Annotated in this window: 1 protein-coding gene; it reads right to left on the bottom strand. The window is 62.4% G+C overall.

The features are described from left to right. Positions 1-17 precede the first annotated feature (17 nt). Entirely contained in the window at positions 18-1,226 is a 1,209-nt protein-coding gene (locus AB0313_RS22105) for an IS110 family transposase (protein ID WP_366308491.1), read from the bottom strand. Between the last annotated feature and the right edge of the window lie 251 nt (positions 1,227-1,477).

Below are 1,477 nucleotides of genomic sequence, written 5' to 3'. Positions count from 1 at the left end.
TGATGCTCCTATAGCTGTCAATTGGTGTTGAGCCAGTCTGAGTAGCGTTGGAAGAAGTGGTCGTCGCGGGTGAGTCCGCGCTCGAATCTGGACAGTGTTGAGGGCCAGATGTGAAGGGTGTCGGCGGCTCTCTGGAGGGTGATGTTCTTGGCTGTGCGCAGGGCCCGGAGTTCCCCGGCTGCGGGCGCGGGGTGCGGGTGGAGCAGTTGATCGTAGATCTCGCGGGCGATGTAGCGTTTGAGGCAGCGGATGATTTCTTTGCTGGTTTTGCCTTCTTGCCGGCGTTTGCTGACGTAGGTTTTAGTGCGCGCGTCACAGCTCATGCGGACGAGTGCGATGTGGTGGATCGCTTTGTTGGCCTGCCGGTCTCCGCTGCGACTAAGGCGGTGGCGGGTAGTCTTCCCTGACGAGGCCGGGATCGGCGCGACGCCGACGAGGGCTGCGAACTTCGCCTCGGTGGTAATTCTTTCGGGGTTGTCTCCAACGGTGACCAGTAGCTGGCTGGCGGTATCGGTTCCGACCCCGCGCAGGTCCCGGAGCATGGGCGCGTGGGCGGTGACGAGCGCATCGAGTTCGGTGTCGATCAGTGCCAGTTCCTGCGCCAGCGCGCGGTAGCGGCGGGCGAGACGTTTGAGCACGATCGCGGTGGTGTTCAACGGATCGTTCAGATCCCCGCCAGGGCGTGATTTTTCCAGCGCGGCGATTATCGCCGTGCCGGTCATGCCCCGGTAGCGGGAACGCAAGGTGTCCGGGGCGGAGACAAGGATGCTTTTGATCTGGGTGATGACAGCTACCCTGGCCCGCATCGCGGTGGACCTCTCGGCACGCACTACACGCATGGCCTCAACGGCACCGTTACGCGCTTTCGGCAGCGATGTCCCGGAGCCCGCCAGGGCGGCTTCGGCTGCCTGGTAGGCGTCCAATGGGTCCGATTTGCCGTGGAGGCGCCGGTACTGCCGGTTAGGCCGCATGACCTCCAGGACCTGCAATCCTTCGCCGGTCAGGACCCGGGCCAGCTCGGCACCATAGGTGCCAGTGCCCTCGACCCCAATGGCCAGGACGGTGCCGAACGAGGTGATGAATTCGACGATCTTCCGGTAACCGGATCCGACAGCGAGGAATTCCTTGTCCGCGAGGTGCTCGCCGGTGTCGCTGATAACAGCGACATGGTGGGTGTCGGAGTGGGTGTCGATCCCGGCGATGACTTTCAGAAAGTGCTTTGCCATGATGAAACTGCCCTGGCCTTTCCGTTGCGTGCGGTTGGGACGAATCGGGGCACGCCGGCCGGGTGGGCAGACAAGACAGTAATGGGACTTATTCGAACAGGCTCCTATTAGGTCATGTCCACCTGGCCGCCGCGTTTCCTGCAGCTCGTGCCACGGTGGGCAGATCATTCACAAGACAAACCCTTCGCGAGGGCGTCAGTCAGAACCCAGAGTCACACCGCAGCACGAGCCAATTCCATCATTACTGTCAG

This window comes from Pseudarthrobacter sp. NPDC080039 (assembly GCF_040702335.1).
Classification (GTDB): domain Bacteria; phylum Actinomycetota; class Actinomycetes; order Actinomycetales; family Micrococcaceae; genus Arthrobacter; species Arthrobacter enclensis_A.
This window is presented reverse-complemented; position numbering and strand designations above follow the sequence as displayed.